The following is a 20,263-nucleotide window of genomic DNA, read 5'->3' as shown; positions in this document are numbered from 1 at the left end:
AAAAATTCTATAACACGATGAAGGGTTACAGCACCAGACCGGCGATAGCGGCGGAAAGGATGCTCACCAGCGTGGAACCGTAAACCAGTTTCAGACCGAAACGGGAAACCACGTTGCCCTGTTGCTCGTTCAGGCCTTTAATCGCGCCGGCAATAATCCCGATGGATGAGAAGTTGGCGAAGGACACCAGGAACACGGACAGAATGCCCACGCTGCGTGGAGACAGTTCGCCTGCCACTTTTTGCAGTTCCAGCATCGCAACAAACTCGTTAGAAACCAGTTTGGTCGCCATGATGCTACCCACCTGCAGGGCTTCATTAGAGGGGATACCCATGATCCAGGCAAACGGGTAGAACGCGTATCCGAGGACTTCCTGGAAGCTGATGCCAAAAATGGCACTGAAAATCGCGTTGACCGCGGCAATCAGTGCGATGAAACCGATCAGCATGGCTGCCACGATAACGGCGACTTTAAAGCCCGCCAGAATGTATTCGCCCAGCATTTCAAAGAAGCTCTGATTTTCATGCAGATTACCCAACTGCAATTCCGGCTCTTCACCGACTTTGTAGGGGTTAATCAGCGACAGCACGATGAAGGTACTGAACATGTTTAGAATCAGCGCAGCAACGACGAATTTGGCATCCAGCATAGACATGTACGCCCCGACGATAGACATCGACACGGTCGACATGGCAGTTGCGGACATGGTGTACATGCGCTTTTCAGACATCTTGCCCAGAATATCTTTATAGGCAATGAAGTTTTCGGACTGGCCGAGAATCAGTGAACTGACGGCGTTAAAGGATTCCAGTTTACCCATGCCGTTCACTTTGGACAGGAGCGTACCAATGGCGCGGATGATGATCGGCAGCACTCTAATGTGTTGCAGGATACCGATCAGCGCGGAAATGAAGACGATAGGGCAGAGCACTTTGAAGAAGAAGGAAATCAGGTTCTTCTCACTATTCACCATGTCACCGAATACGAAGTCCGTCCCCTGGCCTGCAAATCCGAGTAATTTGTCGAATACCGCTGCGAATCCTTTGACGACACCTAACCCAATGTTTGAGTACAGGAAGAAGTAAGCAAGCAGAATTTCGATGACGAGTAGCTGAATAATAAAACGAATACGAATGCTTTTACGATCGCGGCAGACAAGCAGCGCCAGCGCCGTAACAACAACCAGCGCCAGAATAAATTGCGCGATATGGGACAGGGACATGTGTGCTCCAAATATGAGGCAGGCCAAATTTTCCACGTCATTTTATGTAACGCGTGCATTAAAAATGAGAGGAAGAACGCAAAAAAACAATTATACCTTGGGATTTTATCTAAACTAAATGCTACGTCTCGTTATTCGCACTTTTCTGGTCATTCATTATTCTTATCCCAAACGTAAAGTGGCATTGCCCTGCTTTAGGTTGCAGGTTGGCGAGTATTTTTATGATGTTTTCTGCATGATTCAAAAGGAGAGTGATTATGTCAGTATCAAATACCACACGTGAGCTTGGACGTTCTGGGATCGTGGTTCCACCTTTCTCGTTCGGCGGTAATGTCTTTGGCTGGACGGTTGACCAGCCGACATCATTCAGTCTGCTGGATGCGTTGCTGGCGCATCGGCTGAATTTTATTGATACCGCCGATGTTTATTCGCGCTGGGCACCCGGTAATCAGGGGGGTGAATCTGAAACGATCATCGGTAACTGGCTGAAAAAAAGCGGCCAGCGTGACAAGGTCATTATCGCGACTAAGGTGGGGATGGACTTGGGGGACGGCAAAAAAGGGCTGTCTCCTCGCTATATTCGTCAGGCGGTTGAGGCTTCATTACAGCGTTTGCAAACGGACTATATCGATCTCTATCAGGCACACACGGACGACAAAGATACGCCACTGGAAGAAACTCTGGCCACGTTTGATGCGCTGATTAAAGAGGGAAAAGTGCGCGCGATTGGCGCGTCTAACTACAGCGCGACACGTCTGGCTGAGGCGCTGAAAATCAGTAAAGCCAACCATCTGGCACGTTATGAAACGCTGCAACCGGAATACAACTTGTACGATCGACAAGGCTATGAAGCCGCGCTGGAACCGCTGGTGCGCGAACAAGGGATCGGGGTCATTAACTATTATTCGCTGGCGAGTGGGTTCTTGTCTGGCAAGTATCGTCAGCCGAAGGATGCCTCGAAAAGTGCGCGCGGACAGGGCGTGGTAGAGAAATACCTCAACGAGCGCGGCCGCACCATTTTGGAGGCATTGGATAGCGTGGCGAATGCACACCAGACGACGCCGTCGCAGGTGGCGCTGGCCTGGTTGATTGCACGTCCGAGCATTACCGCCCCGATCGCCAGCGCGACATCGCTGGAGCAGGTAGCTGAACTGGCGAGCGCCACGCGACTGGTGCTGCCGGCAGAAGATATTGAGTTGCTGAATCGCGCGAGTCGTTATTAGGAAGCGGCTTTCTTCGTCACATTTTATGCAGGCTTGGAAATGGTTTCGTGCGCCACAAATGTCGTGACTTATGATGACCTTGTTGTTATCCGGCGTAAAAAATTATGCATCGGTAGGCTTGACCGCCGAGTGAGCGGCATGGACGCCGCGAAAGCCAGTGCCGCGTCTGGAACGCGTCACTGGCGGCTCGATTAGCGGGCATGAATACCGATGGGACCGCGTAGCGGCATAATTTCCGCCAAAAGCCTAGGGGTCACGGGGCGAGTGGCGTTTGAGCCGCCCCGTGTCGGGCGCGTGCTAGGAGGTAGCATGAAAATGACGGTATTATCGCGCACGAAACTGCCCCAATAGTGGCATAGAAACAGCGACCAAGCAGGTTTAAAACCGCTACCGCGCTTCTGCGCCATCATCCTCAAACCAGGCGGCCAGTTCGCGGCGCAGGTTATCCGACTGTGTGCCGAAAATAGCCTGTACCTGATGACCGACGATGATCACGCCGATAGCGCCCAGTTTTTGCAGACTGTCGCTGTTAACCAGCCGCAGGCTGTGAACCTCGACGCGCAGGCGGGTGATGCAGGCATCCAGGCTGACGATATTTTCTTTGCCGCCAAAGGCGTTCACTAACTGCTGCAAATTCTCTTTATCTAGCGGTGAAGCGATTTCAATCTCGGTAATTTGCTTACCCAACATTGACGCGAACAATTTCCGAAAATTGTGAATCTTGCCCATCGTAGTCACCTCTTCGTTTGTTTATCAGCGTGCGTATGATAATGCGGTTCACGTAACATTACTGTTAGGCGACACACGGTGATGAGGTTTCGTCGGAACACCTATCACCGTGACCACCCCAGTCCCGTGATGCTTAACCGGCAAGCAGGCGTAGTTACTGCAACGCGCGGCGTAGGATCCGACAGCCGTAGCCTGGCAGCGTGATGGATCCTGAAAGCGTGCTGCCGGTGGTCATTTCTTCGTAGGCGGCAGGCAGCGTGACCTGCTGTGCCGTTGCCGTGTAGTTCTGTACGAAGATAAACTCACTTTCCCCGTCATCGCGACGATGAGCGACAATCCCATAAGGCAGGTCGGTCGGTAGCGCGCGCGACAGAGCCAGCGCCTGTATCAGCGTGGTGAAGAAATCACGCTGGAAGGCGAGGTCGTTGCGTGAGGCGATGTAATAGGCCTGACCTTTGCCGTAATCATTGACCGTAACGGCGGGACGTCCAGCGTAGAAATCGCTGTCATAGGTCGCCAGCGCTCGTGCACCCTCAAGGTGAATCAGCTCGCACAGGTGCGTGACCTGATACGGACCGACCAGACGCTGCTCGTTACCGCTCAGGCCGCTGATGCTGTTGCTTTCATGATCGTACAGCCCGTCGATCTCTTCCGCCCAAATGCCCATGATAGGACGAAGCGGCCCAGGGAAACCGTTCAGATGGCACAGATCGGTTTCGTTGACGACGCCAGACCAGTAGGTGGTGACGAAGCGGCCGCCCTGTTTGACGAATGCATCGACGCGTTCGGCAAAGCCATCGCGTACCATGTAGAGCATCGGTGCAATCACAAGCTGATAGCCGCTGAGATCGACATCGGCGTTGATAATGTCCACCGCCACGCCCTGTTCCCAGAACGTACGATAGTGCTCGGTGACGGTTTTTTCATAGAACAGCCCCGCGTTGCGCGGCCCTTGGGCGTTATCCATCGCCCAGCGGCTTTCCCAGTCGAAAATGATGGCGACCTTGGCGTCAACCCGGCTGCCTGCCACGGGAGCGAGTTTGTTGAGTATGTCACCCAATTCCTGTACTTCACGCCCGACGCGAGTATCAATATGCCCGACATGATCGACCACGGCACCGTGGAATTTCTCGACGGAACCGCGGCTCTTACGCCACTGGAAATACTGCACCGAGTCTGAACCGTGCGCGACGGCCTGAAGGGAAGACAGGATATGCATACCCGGCTTTTTCAGCTTGCTGATCGGCTGCCAGTTGGTCAGGCTCGGCGTGGACTCCATCAGATAGAAAGGCTTTCCGCCTTTCAGCGTACGCATCAGGTCGTGATACATCGCGGTATAGGCGCCCAGCGTGCAGTCATCTTTCGCGTTATGCCACAGCGGGTAGCTGTCCCAGGAGATGAAGTCGATCACCTTCGCTAATTGCCAGTAGTCGTAATCATAGAAATATTCCATGAAGTTCGTCGTGGTTGGCAGAGACGGATTTTCGGCCTTGAGCGGGGCAATTTCTGCGGCACAGAAATCGCTGACCTGTGAGGTGTTAAAGCGTTTCCAGTCCAGATTCAGGCCGTGAATGGAGACTTCACCAATGGGCGACGGCGGTTCTAGCTGTGACCAATCGGTGTAGGTATGGCTCCAGAAGCTGCTCCACCACGCTTTATTCAGCGCGTCTATCGTGCCGTAGCGGGCTTTTAGCCAGTTCTGGAAGGTACTGCGGCAGGTATCACAGTGGCATTCGCCGCCGTATTCGTTGGAAATATGCCAGCCGATCACCGCAGGATGATGTGAATAACGTTTTGCCAGCTGGGTGTTGATTTGTTTCACTTTTTCGCGATAGTTCGGCGAGCTCAGGCAGTGATTGTGGCGACCGCCGTGCAGTGCCCGTACGCGGTTGCTACCTACGCGCAGCACGTCGGGGTATTTCTGCGACAGCCAGGCAGGGCGCGCCCCGCTGGGCGTGGCCAGAAAAACGAAAATACCGTTGGCATACAGCGTGTCGAGGATGCTGTCCAGCCAGCCAAATTCGTAGCGACCTTCTTCCGGTTCAAGCCCGGACCAGCTGAAAATCCCCACGGACATGACGTTGCACTGGGTCTGCTTCATCATTTCAATGTCTTTTTCCAGCACCTCTGGGTTGTCCAGCCATTGGTCGGGGTTATAGTCAGCACCGTGTAGCAGAACAGGGACTTTGCTGCTTAGCGGGGGGAATTTGAACATCGTTCTCTCCTAAACGGGTTGTCAACGTGTTGAATTCGGTTTACGGCTTAAACGCTTTGATGGAAGGCAGGACGTTGCCTTTGCAGTCGAACAGCGCCTGATTTTCTCGCGCGTTGCCTTCTTTCCATTCGTCGTTGTTGTATTTCATACCGGCTTTCGTCGCCCAGGTTGCGCCGGGAGTCGGCAGCCAGATCGGCTCCCAATAGAAGATGCCTTTGCCGCGTTGATTGGGGACGTTGATGATGCTTTGCATCAGATCGTGCAGGTAGTTGGCCTGACCCTGTACGGAAGCCGGATAGCCACCCGCATCCTGCTCTTTTTGCTGGAAGCTGTTCTCCGCGTTATCGCAGTTTTCCAGCGTATAGGCGTAGGCGGCTTCCACCACGATGATGTCTTTATTGTAGCGTTTGGTGACGTCGTTCATGTTGTACTGCAACGCGCTGATAGGGCCGTTCCAGTAGGTGTAGAACGAGGCACCGATGACATCGAATGGCACATTGCGTTTGACGATTTCATCGAACCACCAGATAAAGGTGTCGTTTTTGGTGCCTTCTGCCAGATGCAGCATGATCTTAACGTTATTCGCGCCCTGTACGTCCTTAACGCCCTGAATACCGGCTTTCAGCAGTGCCGCGAGACGATCGAATTCGCCACCGCCCTGACCCCAGCTTTTTCCTTCCGGCCACAGCATCCCGCCGTTTAGTTCGTTACCGATCTGCACCATATCCGGCATGGCGCCTGCTTTCTGGAATTCGCTAATGGTGGCTTTGGTGTAGTCATGTACGGCCGTTGTGAGCTGCGCTATGTTCAGGCCAGACCAGGCTTTAGGCTTGTTTTGGTGAGCCGGATCGGTCCAGAAATCGCTGTAGTGAAAATCCAGCAGCACTTTCATACCGTTCGCTTTGGCGCGCTTAGCCAGCGCCAGCGTGGTCGCCAGATCGTTGTTACCGCCGCCGTAGGCGTTGCCCGCCGCATCTTTCGGATCGTTCCAGATACGCAGTCGGATGTAGTTAATCCCGTTCTCTTTCAGAATCAGCATGGCGTCTTTCTGTTTGCTGTGCTCGTCATAAAATTTTCCGCCGTGCTTTTCCACCTCGTTCAGCATGGAAATATCCGCGCCTTTAATGAAGTCGGCAGGGACGTTCGTCAATTTATTGATTGTCACATTCTCAGCTGCATACAGGGCTTGCGGCAGGGAGACGGTCAGCAGGCCCGTTGCGAGCATGGCAGCCATCAGTACGCGTTTTTTCATTTTCATTTTACGTTCCTGGAGTATGTACAGATGTTGAGTAATTACCCTTTGGTTCCACCTGACGTCAGGCCGGAGACAAAGTACTTTTGTAATGAAAGATAAAGAATGGCGACCGGTACCGCGATCAGCACGGCTCCCGCAGCGTAGGTGGTGTAGCTGGCTCCCATTTTCTGCGCGACCAGGTTGTAAAGCCCGATGGGGAGCGTGTACTGATCCGGCGTACGCAGGATGGTGCTGGAGAGAATGAAGTCGCCCAGCGGGCCGGTAAATGAGAACAGGGCAATCACCGCGATGATCGGCTTGGACAGCGGCATAATGATCTCGATAAAGATGCGGAAGTTGCCTGCGCCGTCCATACGCGCGGACTCATCCAGATCTTTGGGAATGGCATCCAGATAGCCTTTCATCAGGTAGGTATTCATCGGGATCATGCCGCCGACGTAAACCAGTACCAGCGCAATATGACTGTTCACCAGCCCTAACATCTGCGCCAGCACAAAGATGGCAATCAGTGCCGAGAACTGCGGGATCATCTGCAATAGCAGAAACAGCATCAGCCCGTTCTGGCGACCGCGAAAACGGAAACGAGAGAACGAATACGCGGTGAAACTGACACTGACGAGCGTCAGAATCATGGTCAGGAAGCTGATTTTCATCGAATTCCAGTACCAGGCGGCGTAGTCAATCTGGCCGTTAAACAGCTCCTCATAGTGAATGAAGGAGAAGTTATCCGGGATGATTGACGTATTGAGCAGGCTGCTGCCGGGATTCAACGACGCGCCTACCGTCCAGATCAGTGGATAGATAATGATGATGGAGACTATCGTCAGCAGCAGGTAGGTCAGGCCGAGTTTGATAAAATTCTGGCGTTTAACGCTGTGTTTTTTCATCTGCGCGCTTTCCTATGCCATATTGTCTTGTTTGAAGGAATTGGTGGCGCGGAACTGCCACAGCGCGATTCCCACGACAAAGATCGACAGCAGAATGGTGATGCTGGCTGCGATCGCATATTGGGAAGAAGACATGGTCAGCTTATAAATCCAGGACACCAGAATATCCGTTCCGCCAGCGTTGGAACCGATTACTGCCGGTCCACCGTTGTTGAACAGATAGATGATGTTGAAATTATTAAAGTTGAACGTGTACTGCGTGATGATGATCGGCGCAATGGAGTAGAGCACCAGCGGAAGCGTGATGGTGGTCAGCTTGTACCAACTGCTGGCGCCGTCAATCGTCGCGGCCTCGTACAAGTCGTCAGGAATCGCCTGCAAGACGCCAGTCGTCATGGCGAACACAAACGGGAAACCTAACCACGTTTGCATCAAAATCAGTGCGGTCTTGGTCCAGAACGGATCGGTCATCCACGCCTTGGGTTCAATCCCCAGCGCGGCCAGAATACCGTTATTAATTACGCCAAAGGTTTCGTTAAACATCCCCGCGAAGACCAGAATGGTGACGAAACCCGGTACTGCCCACGGCAGGATCAGGATGGTGCGGATGAGCGGTTTGAAACGCAGGCCTTTCTGGTTCACCAGAATCGCCAATAGGATGCCCACGGCGCACTGAAGCGTGGTCGCAATCAGCGTCCAAATAACCGTCCATTGCAGCACGTCAAAGAACGTCGATCGCCAGAGATCGAGCCGGAAGATGTTGATAAAGTTCTTCATCCCGACCCAGTCGACCAGCTTGGCGGGTGGCGTGTGGTAGAGGTCGTAATTGGTAAAGGCGATGGAAAAACCGAAAATAATCGGGAAAACCACGACAAATACCAGCAGGATGAAGCCGGGCGTGATCATCAGATAAGGGAAGCCTTCGCTCAGCAGCATCTGATATTGCTTCTTCACGCTGTTCAGCGGCAGACCTTTATCGCGTCGGGTGCCGCACACATAGGCATCGCGCAGGCTGCAATAGTAAACACCGACGCCAAAAGCAGCGACGATCAGGCTGATAATGCCTTTTGCCAGCAGAAAAATAGAGTGATCGCGCGGTAGCTCGGTGCCCAGCGTAATCAGCCCCCACGCGCCGTTTCGCAGGAAATCATGGAATATGCTGATGAAGCAGACCATGACGATAAAGAAAAACGCGCCTTTGACGATCTGACGGTTATAAATCTGCCCAAGGCCGGGGACGAGCGCCAATAATACCGCTGTTCTGGCATGGCGACGTCCTCTCTCTTGTGGCGCAAGGCCGCTGGCGTTGACGGTCACATCTACCTCCATTTTCTTAAAAACATGGGTATCCTCACACCCCGAAATTTATTGGGGGAAAAGGAGGAAACCCATGTTGACCCACGGTGGAGCAGGGGGTTACTGGTTACTGTGGTTAGCTTCGATCTGCATTTTTATGACTTTCACGGCGGATTCCAGCGCCGCTTTGGTGTCCTGCTTGCCAGTCACGCTCAGCTGTAGCGCGCTGTTAGCGGGCGTCCAGACTTCCTGCATTTCCGGTACGCTTGGCATAGGGACGGCATAGCTGGATTGGATCGCGACAGCGCGGGATTTCTCGTCGTCCTTAATCAGCGGATCGTCAATCAGCGCGGCGATCGGTGGGATTTCACCGGTCAGTTGGAAGCGAACTTTGGCGTATTCAGGCTGATTGATGAACTCAATGAATTTCTGCGCTAACGCTTTGTTTTTGGAGTAGGTAGAAATGCTGTAGCCTTTCACGCCCAGCAGCGAACGTGGATGCTCACCGTTTGGCAGCAGCGGCAGTGGCGCCACGCCATAGTTTACGCCGGCGTTCTTGTACGGCTGGAACGCCCACGGGCCGGTAATGACGGCGGCGGCCTTTTTCTCGGTAAACAGAGAATCGATGGCGTTAGCGCCGGTTTCACCGACGATGCCTGGTGGGAACAGGCCATCGGCATAGAATTTCTTGATGTAGTTCACCGCATCGATGGTGGCTGGCTTATCCAGACCGATATCTTTTACATTCGGTGAACCGTTGCTGTTCTGTCCGAAAATGTAGCCGCCCATTCCGGCGATGACGCCATAGGCGTAATAAATTTCGTCAAATTTTGCCAGCAGGCCGTAGCGGCCTTCCGCTCGTTGCTGTTTGGAGAAGGTGAACAGGTCGTCGAATTTTTCCGGCGGCTGCGGCATCAGGTCTTTGTTGTACACCAGCACGGTGGTTTCAACGGCTTTCGGCACGCCGTACAGCTTCCCGTTATAGGTCTGGGCTTCCAGAGCCGGTTTGGTGAAGCTCGACAGGAACGTCTGATCCAGTTTCAGTTCGCTAATCAACCCCTGAACGACGGCGGTGCCCACCTGATCGTGCGGCATGACAATCACATCCGGGCCGATACCCGCCGGGCCGTCCAGACGGAGTTTCTCAATCTGCTGAGCATAAGGCGTTTCCAGCACAGTGATTTTGACATTATTCTGTTTTTCAAAGGCTTTGATCGCATCGGCGATGCCGTCGGATTTCTTGATATCTTCCCATACCAGAAGCGTTTTATCGGCTGCCAGCGCTGATTTGCTGAGTACGCCAGTGATACCCAGTGAAATCATAATGACGGTGGTCAGTGTTTTCATTTTCATCATTAATCCTCAAAGCCCTGGTGGGCCCATCATGGTCGGAAATCGTCGCGTACTCTGTTCTCTTTTGCCCTTTTTGCGGCCTCTGTGCGGTGTTGGTGTAACGTTACACCGCACGGCACGACAAAGCAGGAAATGAAGCATCTGACGGTACGTGTTTTCTGGTCATCGTCTCTGTATGGCGGCTGGCGCTTTATTGCGCGTTTGCCACAATGTAGGGTAACGGTTACACCAGTTGCGATTACATTAAGCAGAGTGCGCCACGTCTGCCAGCGAAACATGTAAAGGCTGTGATCTCATGCACAAAAGTAACCCCCTGTTTGTGCAAACGGTTACACCATGCTGTTATATTGAGATTATGACCAGCGTACAGGCCAGCCTGACCAGATGTTGACGCGTCTGGAAGGGCTGTCGAGCCATTTTGAGTGGGTGAGCACCAGGCTATCTCGACTCAACGCTTATATACTGAAAAGTAAAATTATCAAGAGGTTACCGTTATGGCGTCTATCCAGTTGGATAAAGTGAGTAAGCATTTTGGCAAAACGATTACGCTTCACGATGTGAATCTGACGATTGCAGATGGTGAGTTCGCTGTTTTTGTCGGGCCGTCTGGCTGTGGTAAGTCGACGTTGCTGAGAATGATTGCCGGGCTGGAAGATGTCACGGGCGGTGAAATCATGATTGATGATGCGGTGGTCAATGATGTCGCCCCCGCTCACCGTGGCGTTGCGATGGTGTTTCAATCTTATGCGCTGTATCCGCACATGACCGTCGCTGAGAATATGGGCTATGGCCTGCGCGTGAATGGCGTACCGAAAGACCAGATTAAGCACCAGATCGAGATGGTGGCGAAGACGCTGCAACTGTCTCATCTGCTTGAGCGCAAGCCGAAAGAGCTGTCCGGCGGCCAGCGCCAACGTGTGGCGATCGGGCGTGCCATCGTGCGTAATCCGAAAGTGTTCCTGTTTGATGAACCGCTGTCGAACCTGGATGCAGAGCTGCGCGTGGATATGCGGTTACATATTGCCAAGCTGCATCAGGAATTGAAAACGACGATGATCTACGTGACGCACGATCAGGTCGAGGCCATGACGCTGGCGGATAAAATCGTGGTCATGAATTACGGCAAAGTTGAGCAGGTTGGATCGCCGATGGCGCTTTATTATCATCCGGTTAACCAGTTTGTGGCGGGCTTTATCGGTTCGCCGAAAATGAACTTCCTACCAGCGCAGGTGATCGACTGGACGCCGGAATGCCTGACGGTGAATATTGCCGAACAGCTACAGCTTGAACTGCCGATTCGTACTGGCGAATTGCGCGTTGGCAGCACGGTAACGCTGGGGCTGCGGCCGGAACATGTGTCACCGGAAGGCGAGGGCATTCGTCTGTCATTCGGCTGTGAGGTTGTCGAGCGTTTAGGTAACAGTACCTACCTGTTCGGCCAATGCTGCGGGATTGATAACTTCAAACTGCTGCTGGCGGGCGACAGCGCCTTCAAGCCTTATGAGCATATTGAGGTGTTCTTCTCCCCGAATAACTGTCTGGTGTTCAACGCCGATGGTTTGCGTATCAGCGCCTAGTTAAGCAATGGCATCGCTGAATCTCAGCCCAAATCCCTACTAAACATAACCAGCGCCCTTCGTGGGCGCTGGCTTTGCTTCCGCTGTCTACGGCCTCTTGTAGAAACTGTTTTTCTTTATGCTGATGCGGTGTAAGTGTTTCGTGCGTGTTAGGCATCTTATTTCTCTGTAACATCGTTACACGCCCGACAAGGCGCGCTCAATCGCCGCAGCGCCTTGACCACTGGCTTTTCGGCGTGATTCGCGCCGCTATGCGGTTCCTTCGGTGTTCATGTCCGCTGCTCGGACCGCCTGCGACGTGAATACTCGTCCCATAAACGGGACTCGCCCTACGGGCCAGCACAAGTGCTGTTCAAAAACGTCGTTGACGTTTTTGTCCGGCACGGCGCAGACTTTCGCGGCGTCCATGCCGCTCATCCGGCGATCATGTACATCTCAGCGCGATTTTTTACGCCGATGTAAGAAAAACAGTGAGTGCATAGATATCAGAAATGGAAAAAGGCCTTCTACCGAAGGCCTTTTGGGAAATGCCCGGCGGGAATGATGAGCCCGCCGGGCTGAGGGTTAGAGCCGTATTACCACCAGGCTTCTGCCTGAATACCGAAGTTCACTGCATTGCTGCGATCGTCGTTGAAGCGGTTTTTGTTTTCGTTCCCGCCGTTCAGGTAAGAAACAAAGAAGCGCAGTTCCGGGCGGGTCAGCATCGGAATATCGGCGCTGAAGGCGTGGGCCAGCGTGTATTTTTGGCCGCTATATTTGCTTTCCGTACCGCTCGTCCAGCTATCTTTTTTCTGATAGGCACCCGCTTCCAGATAGGTTTTCTGGTTCTTGGTCCAGGCATATTGGCCGCGACCTACCGCTGACAATAATTCTGTGCTGTCGCGCCAACGGCTGATTTCATCCGCTTTGCCGTAGGTCAGAACATGGCTAAGAGAAATAGCATCGGTGATCGGCAGGTCACCGGCCTGAATGACGCGGTAGCCTTTGGCGTTGTCGTTGATGCTCCAGACGTCATACCAGCCGCCGCCCTGATCGACCATGTTGTGCGCCAGCCCTTTGTCGGCATATTGCAGCACCAGTTTCTGGCTGGATTTGAGGCCAGAGAAGTAGTGGCTGAGTTCACCCGTGATCATCATCGAGTTTTTAGGATCGAATTTTTGGCCTTCTGCGAGGAAGATATTTTTCTGAGTGTCCGCTTCATTCGGCATCGCGTAGGAGATACCGAACTCTGTCCACGCGCCGTCCCACGGCTTCCAGCCTGCATAGCGTGCGTCCAGATAGTTGATATTCAGATCGTCGTAGGTATCTCGTCTGGACGTACACTCCTGACTGTTCTGGCTGTTGCTACAGTCGACGTTCATATTTTCGGCATCGGCGCGGATCCAGGCAAACGAGAACGCGCCTTCACCGGCTTTGACGTTTTCGATCCCGGCACCTGCGCCGGAGATATTCCAGTATTTGGTATCAATGATGTGCAAGTCATGGCGCTGGTAGTAACGTTTCCCCGCCCAGACCGTGGCATCCGGCAGCCCAGGTACAAAGCCTTTCGCCTGAAGATTCAACTGGCGTAAACCAAACTCGGCATCGTCATCCTTTGTCGTTTCATTATCGTTCGAGCCATTTGAGAACATGGAAATCATACTGTCGAAGTAAAACGTTTTCCCATTTTCGTTATACAGCTGTTGCCCTAATTGGATTTCGCCGTAGGTGTCATCTTCGTTACCTAATCTTCCCACATAATTTTTATCGGCAGTTTGTTGTTTCCCGTGGTTTGATACACCCACGCCAGAACGGAAGTAACCTGAAAAATCAACAGAATAAGAAGGGGGTGCCAGCATTGCCAAACTCAGCGCAATGGACGTTGTCAGCAGTTTTCTTTTCATAATATACCTTTCGCTTATTCGGGTAAGAATGTGGATGTTCCAAATAACATGACGTGAACGGAGGTAAAACGCTTCCACTCATGGCGAGGGATTATGGGGAATAAAACGGTGCGTGACATGATTGTTCTCACAAAATACAAAAGAGTTACACCAAAATTTACACTGAATTAACGATGTTACAGGCTGTGTTTTGCATGTTTTTTAGTCTTATTGTGATGTTATTTGCTAGGTAATGCTGTGTAACTGGTTACACATTTTGTCTGTATACTTCAAATACAGCATAAAATTTTTTTATAGCAGAGTCGGAAACGTTGCATAAAAAGTGTGGCGCGATGCCGAATAGGAAACGTTTCTGGAAAATAGAGAAAGATATCTGATGAAGGGAAACAGAAAACAAGAGGGTTCAGAAGCACCACTTGTCTGATGCGAGGACGTTCGGTATCAGGCAAGTGGTGTCGATAAACGGTGGTTACTTCTTACGGGTTGGGGGGCTGACGGAATGGCGGCGTACCAGCGTCGGGCTAAACATGTTCGTGGTTTCGCTAAGCTCTTTACCGTGGGATAAGGCGATGGCAAGTTCTGCCGCCTGAATGGCCATGGCGGAAACCGGATAGTGCACGGTTGTCAGGCGAGGACGAAGGTAACGGGCGATCAATACGTCATCAAATCCCACTACCGACATATCCTGCGGTACGCTGATGCTGTTGTCGCTCAGGACGGAAAGGGCGCCTGCGGCCATAGAATCGTTGTAGCACACCACCGCCGTCATATTGCCGCCTCGGCTCAGCAGCTCCATCATGGCGGCTTCGCCGCCCACTTCGTCCGGTGAGGCGCGCGCAATGAGCCGTTCATCCCGTGGGATGCCGTGCTCTTGCAGCGCATCCATATAACCTTGCAGGCGATCGGCGGAGTCGGAAATTTGGTGATTAGAGCAGAGGAAACCGATCTTCTGGTGCCCTTCCTGAATGAGATGACGCGTTGCCAGCCAGGAACCATAGCGATCATCGAGCGCAACACAGCGGTTTTCATAGCCTGGCAAAGTACGGTTGATCAGCACCATATCAGGAATGTGACTCATCAAGGCAGCCAGTTCTTCATCTGAGAGCATTTTTGCATGCACGATAAGCCCCGCACAGCGGTGACGAATCAACTGCTCAATGGCTTTCTTTTCCTGCTCGGCATTGTGATAGCCGTTGCCAATCAACAGGAAATTGCCGGTTGCCTGGGCAATTTGTTCGACAGATTTAACCATCGTCCCAAAAAAGGGATCGGAGACATCCGCAACAACCAGACCCATAGTTTCTGCACTCTGGTGCGCGAGCGCTCTGGCATTGGCGTTCGGATGATACTGTAGTTCCGCCATGGCCTTGTGTACGGCTTCCCTTGAGGCGGTACTGGCTTTGGGCGAATTATTAATTACGCGCGAAACCGTAGCGACTGATACACCTGATAGACGAGCGACATCCTTTATTGTGGCCATTGGCATTCCTGAACGGTCAAATGCGCTATGAGGCGAACCGCAGCCTAACGCAGAAGTTAAAAAGGAAAAAATCGATTACTTAATATTTATAAATGTACAGGTTTTTGGGTGATGTTACCTATCCGACCTCCTTGCCTTTTTGATCCAGACCGTACTTATGTGATCGCTATCAACAATCATCGGTCATTTCTCTCTTCCAAAATACCATTCTGAGGTTTAAATTTAGGGTAACCGATTACACTTATATGATGGCTAAACGATAGCGAACTATCGGTATTCGGCTTTTTTACAGCTATTTTATTCATAATATATAGTGAAACTGATTACATTTAGGGGTTTTTCTGGCTGTGTTTACCGGCTGGCCGGATGCCTCTTCCAGGCCGCTGACGGGCTGTTGGCGCCATACAATTGGCCGCGGATGGCGACGCCGTTGTACCGAATTTGTGTTTTGTATTGAGGAATAGCTTATGCAGTTTGAGCCAACTGAACATCCGCATCGTCGTTTTAATCCGCTGAAGGGCGAGTGGATTCTGGTTTCGCCACATCGCGCGAAGCGCCCCTGGCAGGGACAGCAGGATGAGCCCGATCGTTCCACGCCACCGTCTTACGATCCGACCTGCTACCTGTGTGCGGGCAACAAACGCATTACTGGCGATATCAACCCGCACTATCAGGGCACCTTTGTTTTTACGAATGATTTTTCGGCATTGATGGAAGACACGCCGGATGCACCGTCGGGTGACGACGAGCTTTTCCGCGTTCAGCAGGCCCGTGGCATCGGCCGCGTCATTTGTTTTTCTCCCGATCACAGTAAAAGCCTGCCGCAACTTTCGCTGCCAGCGCTGAAAGCGGTGATTGATACGTGGAGCGATCAAACCGAGGAACTGGGCAAGCGGTATCCGTGGGTTCAGGTTTTTGAGAATAAAGGAACGATGATGGGGTGCTCGAATCCCCATCCACACGGGCAGGTTTGGGCTAATGACTTCCTGCCGAATGAAGTACAGCGTGAAGATGAGCAGCAGCGCGTCTATTTCTTACGTCATGGTTCGCCGTTACTGCTGGACTACGTTCGCCGCGAACAGGCTGACGGCTCGCGCATCGTGGTGGAAACAGATCATTGGCTAGCGGTTGTCCCTTATTGGGCGTCGTGGCCGTTTGAAACGCTGGTCCTGCCCAAGTTCGCCGTACAGCGGTTGCCGCAACTGAGTGACGTTCAGCGTGACGATCTGGCGCTGCTCCTGAAAAAGCTGACCAGCCGTTACGACAACCTGTTCCAGTGTTCATTTCCCTACTCGATGGGGTGGCATGGCGCGCCATTTAAAGATGGCGACATTGCGCACTGGCAACTGCATGCCCATTTTTATCCTCCGCTATTACGTTCCGCCAGCGTGCGCAAATTTATGGTTGGCTATGAAATGCTGGCCGAAGCACAGCGTGATCTGACGGCAGAGCAGGCCGCTGAACGTTTACGCAGCGTAAGTGATATCCATTTTCGTGAGCAAATTTGAGGTCATTTTATGAGCCGTATTGATTCTCTGCGTCAGTTAACCGAGTCTGTTTTTGTCCGATTATTTGGCTATGCGCCGCATGCCGCTATTCAGGCACCTGGTCGGGTCAACCTGATTGGTGAACACACCGACTATAACGATGGTTTTGTCTTGCCGTGTGCTATTGATTACCAGACGGTGGTCAGCGCGGCGGTGCGTCAGGACGGCATCGTGCGGGTCGTGGCGGTGGATTTTGACAACCAGCAGGACGAGTTCGATCTCGCCAACGCGATCGTGCCTCATCCAGAATACACCTGGGCGAACTATATCCGCGGCACGGTGAAGTTTTTGCAGGCACGTGGCCTGCCGCTCACTGGCATGGATATGGTGGTTTCCGGCAATGTGCCGTCTGGCGCAGGGCTAAGCTCATCGGCCTCGCTGGAAGTGGCAATTGGGCAGACGTTCAAAGAGCTGAATAATCTGGACATCAGCCAGTTGGATATTGCGTTAAACGGGCAGCAGGCGGAAAACGATTTTGTCGGCTGTAGCTGCGGCATTATGGATCAGTTTATTTCCGCTCAAGGGCGTGCAGGGCAGGCGATGTTGATCGACTGCCGCTCTCTGGAAGGGCGCGCGGTGCGTATGCTCGACGGCGTTGATGTTCTGATCGTGAACTCTAACGTGCGTCGTGGGTTGGTGGACAGCGAATACAACACGCGTCGCCAGCAGTGTGAAGCGGCAGCGCGTCACTTTAACGTTAAAGCGCTGCGTGATGTTTCACTGTCGCAGTTTGAAGCGGGAATCGAGGGGCTGGATCCGGTAGCGGTACGTCGTGCGCGACATGTTATTACCGAGAACCGCCGTACGCTGGAAGCGGCTGATGCGCTGGCGCGTCAGGATGCTCACCGTTTGTTTACGCTGATGGCGGAATCCCATGTCTCCATGCGCGAGGATTTTGAAATCACCGTGCCGCCGATCGATACACTGGTCGCGCTGATTCAGGATTATGTCGGCGAGCGGGGCGGTGTGCGCATGACTGGCGGTGGTTTCGGCGGCTGCATTGTCGCCCTTATCCCTTCAGCGCTGACTGACGAAGTCAAACAGGTGATTGAACGTGAATATCCGGCGCGCACCGGGCTTCAGCCGTCCATCTATCTGTGTCAGGCATCCGGCGGTGCCGGGCGCGTAAGCTAAGTTCTGGCTGGGGAAAGGTGAGGGGAACCTCACCTTTTCAGTTTATTGTCGAACTTGTGGGGAAATAGAGACATTAACATCACGGTTAAGCTGGCGCAGAGCTAGCTCTATCGTTTCAACTTTTGATGAATGTTCAACGTCCAAAAGGCGATCGATTTGCGGACCTTTTTGGCCTAACCGTCTGGCAAGTTCAGCTTTGCGCGTTCCTGTTTCAATCATTGCATTATGTAATGCTGCCTTCATCGTCACTAATACTGGGATCGTGACAACGTGCTCTCCTGCTATTGGCGCGCTAGCGTAAGGAACAGGGCGGCGTTCTTCAATTTCGATGGCTATGGCGGTAACAATTCCGTCAACAGATTCCAGAAGGGCTGAGTCAACGGAGTCACCAACCGAATTCATTAATGGCAAATCGCGGCAAGAAACCACGTATTGTCCGGTTACTTCGTCGAGTTCCAGTTTTACGGGATAGTTGAACATACTTTTACCTCTAAATGGGGTTTCCCCCTATGTAACGAGAATCGCACTTACATAGATTATAGTGGTATCAACTTAATCATATTAGTGGTTCTTCTAACCAATTCGCTGAATTTACAGAAATTTTGGTATATAAAAAAGCCAAATTGGCTGGTAAGCCTTAAGTATCATAGTCCCAAATCTTTCATGATTTTCTTACGAAGAGGCTCAGGTATTTCTTTTGCGCCATGAAAAGGCAGAACGGATGCTTTTCCGTTTAATTTAACTTTAAGGTGGCTCCCACCTCCTGATGCTTTAGTCAATTCTGCTCCTTGTTGCAGAAGCCAGCGTCTGAATTCAGAGTATTTCATTTGGCATCCCGCCATGTTGCTCAGTTTTCACCCTATAGCTACATTAACTTATTTGTATAAAATGACAACTTATATGTTTCTTAATGAAACGCAGGTGTTAACTTAAGTGCTTTTATCAAGGCAGCAGAAACAGGGTTGCCAGCCCAAGAAAGATAAAGAAACCGCCGGTATCGGTAATGGCGGTAATCATTACGCTGGAGCCGATGGCCGGATCGCGGCCGAGTTTCATCATGATCAGTGGGATCGCAACGCCCATTAGCGCGGCGAGCAATAAATTTAGCAGAATCGCCAGCATCATTACGCCACCCATAGCGGCGCTGCCGTAGAGCAGGAAGGTCACCACGCCCATAATCGTGCCCCATATCACCCCGTTAACCAGTGCGACGCCGAGCTCTTTGAGCAGCAGGTACGATTTTTTACCATGTTCAAGCTGATGCAGCGCCAGTGCACGCACAATCATGGTGATCGTCTGGTTGCCGGTATTCCCGCCAATTCCCGCGACAATCGGCATCAGCGTCGCCAGCGCCACCAAATGAGATAATGTGTGCTCAAACAGGCCAATGACCCGCGAGGCGATGAGCGCCGTACAAAGATTGACGGCCAGCCATGCCCAGCGATTGCGGAACGATTTATACACGGGAGCATAAACATCTTCAGAGGGCGTCAACCCCCCTGAACGCCGCAGATTGCTGTCGCTTTCCCGGTTCACGACGTCGAGGATATCCTCAATCGTCAGGCGTCCCATGAGTTTTCCTTTGCTATCGACCACGGCGCTGGAAATTAAATCGTAACGTTCAAACGCCCCCGCGGCTTCTTCGACTTTATCTTCAGGCTGAAACCTCAATGGCTGATCGTCCATGACGTCATTAACCCTTGTCTGAGGTGCGTGAAGCAGAATACTGGCCAGCGACAGCTCACCGATCAGCGTGTTCTTGCGATCGGTAACGAACAGTTTGTCGGTCGATTCGGGGATGGCTTTGCGGTAGCGCAGGTAGCGCTGTACGGCTGCGAGCGTGACGTCGGCGCGCACGGTGATGAGTTTGAAATCCATCATGTGCCCGAGGCAGTCTTCATCATAATTGATGGCGGCGCGTAGCTGCGCACGCTGCTTCGGCTCAAGCGAGGTCAGTATTCTGCCTAACAGGTGACGAGGAACAAGACGAGAAAGCTGAGCCTGTTCATCGACATCCAGTATTCGAACGGCTCTCAGGATTTCTTTATCCTGCATATCGCCGATCAGGTCGTCGGAAATGCTGTCTGAGGCCTCAATCAACACGCGGCCGCGCTTCTCTATGGGGATCAGTCGCCAGAGCGCCAGACGCTCATCCTGCGGTAAAGACTCCAGTAAATCGGCAAGGTCAGCGGCGTGCAGCCCGATGATAAGCTCGCTGATTTCTGCGGTTTGGTCGAGCAGAATGCTTTTTTCACGCAGCCCGATGTTGTTACTTAATACGTCGCTGTCGCTTAACGGTGCGCCATCGCGCTCTGTCACGCGCGGCTGCCGGTTGATAATGTCTTCAACCAGTTCCTTGTTTTCCAACAGCAGAAGGGAGATGTGGCGCCGGAGGTCGGTAAGTTTTTTTACACTCGACATAATGTTTTATGCTCGATCTGTTTTTTGTCCGTATTTTATTA

The 20,263-nt window shown here is 52.4% G+C and carries 16 protein-coding genes; 4 read left to right on the top strand and 12 right to left on the bottom strand.

Translation table 11 applies throughout. The features are described from left to right. Window positions 1–25: 25 nt before the first annotated feature. The gene (locus NAL19_RS15240; RefSeq protein WP_284144964.1) at window positions 26–1,216 is read right to left on the bottom strand and encodes a NupC/NupG family nucleoside CNT transporter; all 1,191 of its coding nucleotides are present in this window, start codon (window positions 1,214–1,216) and stop codon (window positions 26–28) included. Between the two features lie 263 nt (window positions 1,217–1,479). Between NAL19_RS15240 and NAL19_RS15235 the strand changes: the two genes are divergently transcribed. After that, window positions 1,480–2,445, top strand: coding sequence for an aldo/keto reductase (locus NAL19_RS15235; protein WP_225085369.1), 966 nt, complete (start codon window positions 1,480–1,482; stop codon window positions 2,443–2,445). Between the two features lie 387 nt (window positions 2,446–2,832). Here the strand turns inward: NAL19_RS15235 and NAL19_RS15230 are convergent, their stop codons facing one another. From NAL19_RS15230 to NAL19_RS15205, 6 genes are all read right to left on the bottom strand, one after another. Next, entirely contained in the window at window positions 2,833–3,174 is a 342-nt protein-coding gene (locus NAL19_RS15230; protein WP_180779761.1) for a glucose PTS transporter subunit EIIB, read from the bottom strand. 154 nt (window positions 3,175–3,328) lie between these two features. Further along, a complete protein-coding gene (locus tag NAL19_RS15225; protein WP_263057788.1) occupies window positions 3,329–5,389 on the bottom strand; it encodes a beta-galactosidase in 2,061 nt (686 codons plus the stop codon). A 40-nt stretch (window positions 5,390–5,429) separates the two neighbouring features. Further along, a complete protein-coding gene (locus tag NAL19_RS15220) occupies window positions 5,430–6,647 on the bottom strand; it encodes an arabinogalactan endo-beta-1,4-galactanase (protein ID WP_411561401.1) in 1,218 nt (405 codons plus the stop codon). A gap of 35 nt (window positions 6,648–6,682) precedes the next feature. Further along, window positions 6,683–7,531 (bottom strand): sugar ABC transporter permease, encoded by an 849-nt coding sequence (locus tag NAL19_RS15215; RefSeq protein ID WP_263057787.1) that lies wholly within the window; start codon window positions 7,529–7,531, stop codon window positions 6,683–6,685. 12 nt (window positions 7,532–7,543) lie between these two features. Next, window positions 7,544–8,860 carry a carbohydrate ABC transporter permease gene (locus tag NAL19_RS15210; protein WP_225085367.1) on the bottom strand — a complete coding sequence of 439 codons (1,317 nt, stop codon included), beginning with the start codon at window positions 8,858–8,860 and terminating at the stop codon, window positions 7,544–7,546. An 87-nt stretch (window positions 8,861–8,947) separates the two neighbouring features. Beyond that, on the bottom strand, window positions 8,948–10,180 hold the full coding sequence (locus tag NAL19_RS15205) for an extracellular solute-binding protein (RefSeq protein ID WP_263059729.1): 1,233 nt from the start codon (window positions 10,178–10,180) through the stop codon (window positions 8,948–8,950). A gap of 494 nt (window positions 10,181–10,674) precedes the next feature. On the opposite strand from NAL19_RS15205, the gene NAL19_RS15200 reads away from it, so the two are divergent. After that, window positions 10,675–11,757 carry an ABC transporter ATP-binding protein gene (locus tag NAL19_RS15200; protein WP_263057786.1) on the top strand — a complete coding sequence of 361 codons (1,083 nt, stop codon included), beginning with the start codon at window positions 10,675–10,677 and terminating at the stop codon, window positions 11,755–11,757. A 575-nt stretch (window positions 11,758–12,332) separates the two neighbouring features. Here the strand turns inward: NAL19_RS15200 and NAL19_RS15195 are convergent. After that, a complete protein-coding gene (locus NAL19_RS15195) occupies window positions 12,333–13,640 on the bottom strand; it encodes a maltoporin (RefSeq protein ID WP_263057785.1) in 1,308 nt (435 codons plus the stop codon). Between the two features lie 469 nt (window positions 13,641–14,109). Then, complete coding sequence (galR, locus tag NAL19_RS15190) at window positions 14,110–15,120, bottom strand: HTH-type transcriptional regulator GalR (RefSeq protein ID WP_263057784.1); 1,011 nt, start codon at window positions 15,118–15,120, stop codon at window positions 14,110–14,112. A 467-nt stretch (window positions 15,121–15,587) separates the two neighbouring features. Here galR and galT point away from each other — a divergent pair, with 467 nt between their 5' ends. Next, window positions 15,588–16,628, top strand: coding sequence for a galactose-1-phosphate uridylyltransferase (gene galT, locus NAL19_RS15185; protein WP_263057783.1), 1,041 nt, complete (start codon window positions 15,588–15,590; stop codon window positions 16,626–16,628). A gap of 9 nt (window positions 16,629–16,637) precedes the next feature. After that, window positions 16,638–17,801: a galactokinase gene (gene galK, locus NAL19_RS15180; RefSeq protein WP_263057782.1), complete on the top strand. Its 1,164-nt coding sequence runs from the start codon at window positions 16,638–16,640 to the stop codon at window positions 17,799–17,801. 42 nt (window positions 17,802–17,843) lie between these two features. Here galK and NAL19_RS15175 read toward each other — a convergent pair whose 3' ends face one another. From NAL19_RS15175 to mgtE, 3 genes are all read right to left on the bottom strand, one after another. Next, entirely contained in the window at window positions 17,844–18,281 is a 438-nt protein-coding gene (locus NAL19_RS15175) for a hypothetical protein (protein WP_225085361.1), read from the bottom strand. Between the two features lie 164 nt (window positions 18,282–18,445). After that, complete coding sequence (locus NAL19_RS15170) at window positions 18,446–18,628, bottom strand: type II toxin-antitoxin system HicA family toxin (RefSeq protein ID WP_039515475.1); 183 nt, start codon at window positions 18,626–18,628, stop codon at window positions 18,446–18,448. Between the two features lie 115 nt (window positions 18,629–18,743). Beyond that, complete coding sequence (gene mgtE, locus NAL19_RS15165) at window positions 18,744–20,222, bottom strand: magnesium transporter (RefSeq protein WP_263057781.1); 1,479 nt, start codon at window positions 20,220–20,222, stop codon at window positions 18,744–18,746. Window positions 20,223–20,263 lie beyond the last annotated feature (41 nt).

Origin of the sequence: Pectobacterium sp. F1-1, from assembly GCF_025643735.1 — a bacterium.
GTDB lineage: Bacteria > Pseudomonadota > Gammaproteobacteria > Enterobacterales > Enterobacteriaceae > Pectobacterium > Pectobacterium colocasium.
Note: the sequence above shows the minus strand (reverse complement) of the source record. Positions and strands in the feature narration are given on the sequence as shown.

What these genes read in the sequence shown, in the direction of transcription:
- NAL19_RS15210 (WP_225085367.1), bottom strand. Translation starts at nt 8,860, where the DNA reads ATGGAGGTAGATGTGACCGTCAACGCCAGCGGCCTTGCGCCACAAGAG.
- mgtE (WP_263057781.1), bottom strand. Translation starts at nt 20,222, where the DNA reads ATGTCGAGTGTAAAAAAACTTACCGACCTCCGGCGCCACATCTCCCTT.
- galT (WP_263057783.1), top strand. Translation starts at nt 15,588, where the DNA reads ATGCAGTTTGAGCCAACTGAACATCCGCATCGTCGTTTTAATCCGCTG.
- galK (WP_263057782.1), top strand. Translation starts at nt 16,638, where the DNA reads ATGAGCCGTATTGATTCTCTGCGTCAGTTAACCGAGTCTGTTTTTGTC.
- NAL19_RS15175 (WP_225085361.1), bottom strand. Translation starts at nt 18,281, where the DNA reads ATGTTCAACTATCCCGTAAAACTGGAACTCGACGAAGTAACCGGACAA.
- NAL19_RS15225 (WP_263057788.1), bottom strand. Translation starts at nt 5,389, where the DNA reads ATGTTCAAATTCCCCCCGCTAAGCAGCAAAGTCCCTGTTCTGCTACAC.
- NAL19_RS15215 (WP_263057787.1), bottom strand. Translation starts at nt 7,531, where the DNA reads ATGAAAAAACACAGCGTTAAACGCCAGAATTTTATCAAACTCGGCCTG.
- NAL19_RS15205 (WP_263059729.1), bottom strand. Translation starts at nt 10,180, where the DNA reads ATGAAAATGAAAACACTGACCACCGTCATTATGATTTCACTGGGTATC.
- NAL19_RS15170 (WP_039515475.1), bottom strand. Translation starts at nt 18,628, where the DNA reads ATGAAATACTCTGAATTCAGACGCTGGCTTCTGCAACAAGGAGCAGAA.
- NAL19_RS15235 (WP_225085369.1), top strand. Translation starts at nt 1,480, where the DNA reads ATGTCAGTATCAAATACCACACGTGAGCTTGGACGTTCTGGGATCGTG.
- NAL19_RS15200 (WP_263057786.1), top strand. Translation starts at nt 10,675, where the DNA reads ATGGCGTCTATCCAGTTGGATAAAGTGAGTAAGCATTTTGGCAAAACG.
- NAL19_RS15230 (WP_180779761.1), bottom strand. Translation starts at nt 3,174, where the DNA reads ATGGGCAAGATTCACAATTTTCGGAAATTGTTCGCGTCAATGTTGGGT.
- galR (WP_263057784.1), bottom strand. Translation starts at nt 15,120, where the DNA reads ATGGCCACAATAAAGGATGTCGCTCGTCTATCAGGTGTATCAGTCGCT.
- NAL19_RS15195 (WP_263057785.1), bottom strand. Translation starts at nt 13,640, where the DNA reads ATGAAAAGAAAACTGCTGACAACGTCCATTGCGCTGAGTTTGGCAATG.
- NAL19_RS15220 (WP_411561401.1), bottom strand. Translation starts at nt 6,647, where the DNA reads ATGAAAATGAAAAAACGCGTACTGATGGCTGCCATGCTCGCAACGGGC.